This window comes from Clostridium sp. OF09-36 (assembly GCF_003481985.1).
In the GTDB taxonomy this organism is placed as follows: domain Bacteria; phylum Bacillota; class Clostridia; order Lachnospirales; family Lachnospiraceae; genus Brotaphodocola.
Map to the genome: position 1 here is coordinate 213,709 of NZ_QUMD01000003.1, position 6,654 is coordinate 220,362.

Here is a 6,654-nt window from a genome sequence, read left to right on the forward strand (position 1 = left end):
TTGGCAAGATAAGAGATATGGAGGGGGAAAACTATGCTGAATGTGATTGACTGGCTTGTGATTCTTCTGATTATTTGTTTTTTGGTTCTGATTGTTAAGAAATTTGCTTCTAAAATCAAAAATGCAGAGAGTTATTATGTGGCTTCACGTAGTATCCCATTTTCACTTCTGGTGGGGACATTGGTGGCATCTTGGTATGGAGGGCCGGGGCTGCTGAATACAGTTGAGACAGCGGCGATGTCGGGCCTTGCTGCTTGGGGAATCTGGTGTGTAGGTGCTCATGTGGCCAGGATTCCGCTGGCCCTTTGGGTGGCACCGGCAGTCAGTATGCGTACAGAGATGACTATTCCGCAGATGTTGAAAAAGGTTTATGGTAAGAAAGTGTCTTTCTTTATGGCAATTTATATGCTGATTACGCTTCTTTCCATTTCAGAGATTGTTGCGTTAAAAAATGTTGTGGCAGGCTTGTTTGGCGAGAGCGTGACCTGGGTGGTTCCGCTGATTCTGATGGGAGTTGTGGTTTTGACAATTTTCGGCGGAATGATGGGAGTCGCAGTGACAGATATGCTTTTGTTTTTCTGTATGTGTGTTTCGATTGCGGCTGCCACTTCTGCTCTTTGGGGCAATGTAGGTTGCTGGGAAGGATTAATACAGAAACTGACAGCGGTCTATGGACCAGATACGACGCAGGATATGCTGAACCCTTTCCATGGAGCCAATACGCTGGAAGTCGTAACATTGATGTTTGTGTCTTTGAAGGTGTATGTGCATGCCAATCTTTATCAGAGGTTTTCCGCTGCTGACAGTCCACGTTCAGCTGCCAGATCTTATTTAGCATGTTTCTGTATCTTTATTATGATGGATTTCCTGCTGACCATTGCCGGGCTGGTAGTAGGGACTGAGCGCCCAGGAACCAATATTGCACAATCATATATCGCAATGGTGTGTCAGGTTCTTCCATCAGGCATTCGAGGGATGTTTGCTGTGGGGCTTTTAGGCGCGATTATATCTACGCTTGATAGTGTCTGGTTGGCATGCGCCATGATGATTGCTAATGACATCATTGGTGAGCTGATTCCGCTGTCGGACCAGAAGAATATTCTGTGTGGAAGGATTTCTATCGCTGCCTTTGCTTTGATCGGATACATGGGGGCATTTTACTTTACCCGTTCTGTAGATGTTACCAAGTTTTTTGGAACTATGACGATGTCAGTTCAATTTGTTATGGCAATTATGGGATTATTCTATCGGGGAAGGAAGACGGACGTTGCCGCCTGGGCTGCTATGATAAGCGGCGGACTTACGTTTTTTGTGATTAAGTTCTGCTATCCTGTGGTGACACCTATCGGCAATATTGACGGAGCGTTTTTTGCAGTACCTGTTTCATTGATTGCATTTCTGATTGGCAGCCGGTTTGGTAAGGAATATACAAGAGAATGTGCGAAAGGATAGGAAGGGCGAGGTCATGAAAGATAAGAACAAAAGAGATTCTATGGTCATTGATTGGCTGTTGGTGATTTTGTATTTTGTAATTGTCCTGATTTTGACGGTATCTATTTATGTGCGCAGTAATTTTATGATTGAATTCGGAATACCGGGTGCCTGGTGATTATCGTGTCGGCAGTGTTTATAAACTACATCATCAAAATTATACATACCAACCCGCAGGAACAAGAGGAAAAGGATAGGGATTGAATATGCAGATTGAGTGTACATCTATCACGTTAAGTAAAGAAGATTTGGAGAAACAACTTCAGAAAAAGGGAACTTTATGGCTGAATAAGTTGTTTACATGCGGACGGACAGTGTCCAATATTGAACTGAAATATGTAGAGTATCTGATTTTGGAATACAAAATCAGTTTTCGAAAAAATCTTGGCACAATGTTAAGTGGCAATAGGGAGCAAGAAAACATGCAGTCAATCCGCATGATTGGAAATGGCAGCACAGGAAGTGTGGCCCTTCTGGAAATGCTCCCGTCTCTTGAAGTGAAAGATGTACCAGCAAGTATGATTCAACCAAAGGATTATGAACCTGAGGATATGAAATTCGACTCCAAGCAGGTGGCGGTTATCTTCAGCAGAAAAATGCTGGGAAAGCGCTGCCGGACTATAGAATTTACAGGCGTTACCAGTGTTTATCGGCCATTCTGGGCAGTATATTTCGGGGAGGCCAGAGCAGATGGCAAGATGCTTTGCCGCCCCTATGCAGCAGATGGGTTTACTATAAAACGATAAAGGACAAGATGGTTATTGCTTGTTTGCTTGAGCGAGGTGTTTCTGCATTACATCCAGAAGATCAGAAATATAATCCGATATGTGGAGGCTTTTATGAAAACAGAGAAATTCGCTGTAATGGATTTCTGAGCAGTTGATATAATAGTAATTTGAGGTTTCGTATAATTCAGGAGTGACATTATAGTAAGATATAGGCAAAAAAGTAAGACATCCTAGTTTGGGGAAATTGGGTACGATGGGAGCCAGGTTTTCAAATTCGTATTTGATTTTCAGCGGTATGCCATACAGATGAGACAAGGTGTCTAATAAAAGACGGGAATAGCTTCCTATAGTCTTTGCCACAAGTTGTTGGTCATAAAGTTCGTCAAAGTTAATCGCAGAGGCATTGGCATGTCTTTTAGCAAAATCAGAAGTTTTAGGTGCAAGCACTACCATGGTGTCATTTCGGATGAAGACATAATTAAAGGAAGAGTTAGTCGGAGCTCCGCTTAAAACTCCGATATCAATCTTTCCGTCCATAAGCAGCTGTTCAATTACATGAGAGCCGGTTTCGGTGATGGATACCTCAACCTGGGGATGAGAGGCAATGTAATCAGTCAGAATATGAGTGATGATTCCCTGGGCCTGGCCGGAGAGAACTCCGATGCGCAGCGTGTGTGTAGGAAGTTCCTGAAGGGCCTTGATCTGTTTTTCGATATTCTGGTTGAAGGAAATGATGCTCCGGGCAATGGGAAGCATTCTTTCGCCCATTTTAGTCAGTTGGAGCGGGGAAGTCCCGCGGATGAAAAGAGGAAACTGCAGTTCATTTTCAATATTTTTGATGGTTTGGCTGAGAGCAGGCTGGGAGATAAAAAGATTTTTGGCAGCCTCTGTGATGCTGCCGCAGTTGACAATTTCCAGAAAATATTCTGCCTGTTTCTGATTCAACATAAGTTCCCTCCTTTATGGCATAAGAAATAAGATACAACTTATATACACATATAATAATATATATTTGAACTTATGACAACGGTATAATACAATCAAATTATAAAGATTTTAGCTAGAATCTGTGAGAAAAATAAAAAGGTGGAGGTATATGAGATGTCAGTACAAAAGAGTAAATTAACTTTTAAAGCGCTTATACAGTTTATTGTACTGGGAATAGGGGCTTACATTATTTATCAGCCTATTTATGAAAAGAATACTTACTATGAGGCATTTATACAGGGATTTAATATCACTAATACGCAGTTTGCAACGATGTTCAGTGCATTTTCTATCGTGTCATTGATTGCTTATTTCCCGGGCGGCATTATTGCAGATAAATTCTCACCGAGAAAACTGCTCACCTTTTCTTTTATCAGTACGGCCCTTCTGGCTCTGTGGGAGAGTACATTCCCGTCCTATGAAGTAGGTGTCTTTATTTTTGGGGCAATGGGTGCTACAACGACATTGACTTTCTGGGCGGCTCTTGTGAAAGCAACCAGGCAATTTGGAAAGGCTATGGCCGGAGAGAGTAAAGCCCTTGGTTTCCAGGAAGGTGTCCGTAATGTGGGCAAGATGCTGATCGCAACTGTTGCAGTGTGGCTGTTCAGCCGATTCGCTGCCATTGAGGATGGTCTGGTCGCAGTTCTTCGTTATGACGCTGTAATCACATTAGCCTGCGGTGTTGCTTCCTGGTTTGTGTTCAGCGATGATTCTGAGGAAGAAAGCGCTGTATATAAAGAGAGCATTATAAAGCAGATGGCACAGTGCTTAAAGAATCCGGCAGTCTGGGTAGTTTCTCTTATTGTTTTGGGTACATATTCTATGAGTGCAAACCTGTCAGGTTATGTTACAAAGATTGGTACCAGCAAATTCTCTCTGTCCGTACAGATGGCAGCAGTAGCAGTTATGATCAGTACCTACATGCAGCCGGTTGGTTCCTTTATCGGTGGCTGGTTAGGTGATAAAATGGGTGCAACAAAGGCATTGGCTCTCAGCACTTTAGGGCTTATGTGCACTACCGCGGTTGTTCTGTTCCTGCCGAAGTCTCCAGCTATGGCTATTCCATTTATCCTTACTTATCTGGTATTTACCGGATTCCGGGGCGCAGCCAGAGGACAATATTATGGACCCCTTCGTGAAGCTGGAGTTCCGATGGTTCTTTCCGGAACTGCTACTGGTCTGATTGCAACAATTGGCTATTCTGGAGATACGTTCCTTCCTATTATATCCGGAAAACTTTTGGATACCATGGATGCAACAGCGGCTATGGAGACATTTATCGTAATCCTCCTTGTGTTTGGTGCATTTTCTCTTGTCATGACATTTGTTATGTTTAGAATCATAAAGAGCAGAAAAGCAGCAGAAGAGAAATAATGAGAGGTTGCCATGGATAATCGTACACTTACAGAAAAACTTGCAGATTTTTCATTGGGATTGGTTTATGACGATATCCCTGAACTAGCTAAGATTAAGGCTAAAGATGCAGTGATTGATTATTTGGGCTGCATTCTGGGGGCAGCGGATAGTGCCGAGGCTGCGATTATAGATGATTTGGTTTTTGAGGCTGCAGCCCCGGCGGAGGCTACCTTGGTAGGCAGTTGGAAAAAAAGTTCTGCTCATTATGCTGCTATGTCCAATGCTTATCGGTGTCATATTTTGGAGTTTGATGACGGAGCGGGAGGTATGCACACCGGAACCACGATTTTACCGGCAGCCATTGCAGCAGCAGAAAAATATGGTGCATCAGGGAAAGAACTGATTCGTGCTATTGTATTGGGGATCGAAGCAGCCTGCCGAATTAGTTTGGCAGCGGGAGTGTCTCAGAATAAGTACTGGCATAGTACGGGAACATGCGGTGTTTTTGGAGCGGCTATGGCATCCGGCATTATTATGGGACTGGACAGGGATCAGCTTGTGTGGTCACTGGGAAATGCCGGTACTATGGCGGCAGGTCTGTGGCAGTTTAATCAGGAAGGTGCCATGACAAAATACTTACATTGTGCAAAGGCGGCTGCTGATGGTCTTCTGGCTTCTATGCTGGCAAAGCGAGGCTATACGGGAGCCAGGAAAATCATAGAAGGTGAAAAAGGATTTATCGTTTCTCATTCAGAGGAGAAAAATCCAGAACGCTTTTTTGAGACGCTTGGCAATGAATATATGATAGAGATGTTGTCTATTAAGCCTTTTCCGTCCTGCAGCCACACTCATGCAGCAATCAGCGCATCTCTGCAGCTGAAGGAGAAGTACGATATAAAAGCGGAAGAAATTGACAAAATTATCATCACTACATATAAAGATGCGCCTATCACGGCAAGAAACAATAAAACCTTTATGACTTCCCGCGAGGCTAAATTCAGTATTTCCGGAGGAGCAGCAGCAGCGCTGCTTCGTGGAAGGGTGGATAAAAACACATTTTCTATGGAATCGATTGTGCAGCCTGAACTTCTGGATTTAGTTGCTAAGACGGAAATACAGATAGATGATGAGATGACCCAAAATTATCCAAGACAGTGGGCAGCGGCTGTGGAGGTTCAAACTGCACGAGGTTCGTTTAAGATCGTAGAGAAAGAACCCTGGGGAGATTTGAGAGATGCCATGCCTCTGGATAAGTTAAAAGTGAAATATAAGCAGTTGGCGGAAGGAGTGATTTCTGATAAAGCGGCAGAATTGTTATGGGAACGTTGTCTGAAACTGGAAGATTTGGATAATGTAAGAGATTTATTTGCTGGGTTATAAAGCAGTGCTTTACAGAAAAACGTTGAACAGATTTTTATTATTAAAATGTTACTATTTACAGCTGATTAATATCTGATTTTTAAAGAAGTCCCGTTGGGGCTTCTTTTTTACTTGTGCGCCCAGCGGGCGCATGTTTCGTAAACGCACTATAGTAAGTACCTGTTTTTCTGATTCATTTTCTGTAATAATAGTCTCATACAACACAGAGTTAAAAAAGTTGAGCACTTAACTTTTTTGACTGACTATGGAGGTCAGACTATGAGCAGTCAAACAAGTTTGGTAGCTGAGCAGGTTCGGCTACGGCAGTGGGCCGCACAGATACAGGAATGCCAGAACCGTCCCACAGATATGAAAGTTGAAACCTGGTGCAGTGAGCATGGCATTACCAAAGCGAATTATTATTATCGCTTACGCCGGGTTAGAAAAGCATGCCTGGAAGCTTGCAATCCAGAACCGGCTTTTGTGGAACTTCCAGTGCCAGCATCAGAAACAATCTCATCAGCAGATTTCCTTGATGTTAAACCGGCAGCCGTTCTTCGAAACTCCAGAGGGCTGACACTTGAAATTTATAACCACGCTTCTATGGATGTCATCCGAGGCACTATGGAGGTGTTACTTCATGCTGAATGATGCAACCGGGTTAAAAAAGATCTATCTTGCAGCTGGCTATACGGACCTGCGCAGGGGCATAGATGGTTTGGCAACGATGATT

Annotated in this window: 7 protein-coding genes; 6 read left to right on the forward strand and 1 reads right to left on the reverse strand. The window is 43.3% G+C overall.

Annotated elements, in window-relative coordinates:
* Positions 1 to 33 precede the first annotated feature (33 nt).
* The 3 genes from DXA97_RS04350 to DXA97_RS19890 all read left to right on the forward strand — a co-directional run bounded on the left by DXA97_RS04350 (position 34) and on the right by DXA97_RS19890 (position 2,237).
* On the forward strand, positions 34 to 1,452 hold the full coding sequence (locus DXA97_RS04350) for a sodium:solute symporter family protein (RefSeq protein WP_118718709.1): 1,419 nt from the start codon (positions 34 to 36) through the stop codon (positions 1,450 to 1,452).
* A gap of 13 nt (positions 1,453 to 1,465) precedes the next feature.
* Positions 1,466 to 1,609 carry a hypothetical protein gene (locus DXA97_RS20025; RefSeq protein ID WP_182436794.1) on the forward strand — a complete coding sequence of 48 codons (144 nt, stop codon included), beginning with the start codon at positions 1,466 to 1,468 and terminating at the stop codon, positions 1,607 to 1,609.
* A gap of 304 nt (positions 1,610 to 1,913) precedes the next feature.
* A complete protein-coding gene (locus DXA97_RS19890; RefSeq protein ID WP_147355537.1) occupies positions 1,914 to 2,237 on the forward strand; it encodes a hypothetical protein in 324 nt (107 codons plus the stop codon).
* Positions 2,238 to 2,249: 12 nt separating this feature from the next.
* Here DXA97_RS19890 and DXA97_RS04360 read toward each other — a convergent pair whose 3' ends face one another.
* Entirely contained in the window at positions 2,250 to 3,164 is a 915-nt protein-coding gene (locus DXA97_RS04360) for a LysR family transcriptional regulator (protein ID WP_182436795.1), read from the reverse strand.
* A 156-nt stretch (positions 3,165 to 3,320) separates the two neighbouring features.
* Between DXA97_RS04360 and DXA97_RS04365 the strand changes: the two genes are divergently transcribed.
* The 3 genes from DXA97_RS04365 (at position 3,321) to DXA97_RS04375 (ending at position 6,572) form a co-directional block, all read left to right on the forward strand.
* Complete coding sequence (locus DXA97_RS04365) at positions 3,321 to 4,580, forward strand: MFS transporter (RefSeq protein WP_118718712.1); 1,260 nt, start codon at positions 3,321 to 3,323, stop codon at positions 4,578 to 4,580.
* 12 nt (positions 4,581 to 4,592) lie between these two features.
* On the forward strand, positions 4,593 to 5,942 hold the full coding sequence (locus tag DXA97_RS04370; RefSeq protein WP_118718713.1) for an MmgE/PrpD family protein: 1,350 nt from the start codon (positions 4,593 to 4,595) through the stop codon (positions 5,940 to 5,942).
* A gap of 258 nt (positions 5,943 to 6,200) precedes the next feature.
* Complete coding sequence (locus DXA97_RS04375; RefSeq protein WP_118718714.1) at positions 6,201 to 6,572, forward strand: hypothetical protein; 372 nt, start codon at positions 6,201 to 6,203, stop codon at positions 6,570 to 6,572.
* Positions 6,573 to 6,654 lie beyond the last annotated feature (82 nt).

Coding starts and splice junctions, on each gene's coding strand:
- DXA97_RS04350 (WP_118718709.1), top strand. CDS start 34: ATGCTGAATGTGATTGACTGGCTTGTGATTCTTCTGATTATTTGTTTT.
- DXA97_RS20025 (WP_182436794.1), top strand. CDS start 1,466: ATGAAAGATAAGAACAAAAGAGATTCTATGGTCATTGATTGGCTGTTG.
- DXA97_RS19890 (WP_147355537.1), top strand. CDS start 1,914: ATGCAGTCAATCCGCATGATTGGAAATGGCAGCACAGGAAGTGTGGCC.
- DXA97_RS04365 (WP_118718712.1), top strand. CDS start 3,321: ATGTCAGTACAAAAGAGTAAATTAACTTTTAAAGCGCTTATACAGTTT.
- DXA97_RS04370 (WP_118718713.1), top strand. CDS start 4,593: ATGGATAATCGTACACTTACAGAAAAACTTGCAGATTTTTCATTGGGA.
- DXA97_RS04375 (WP_118718714.1), top strand. CDS start 6,201: ATGAGCAGTCAAACAAGTTTGGTAGCTGAGCAGGTTCGGCTACGGCAG.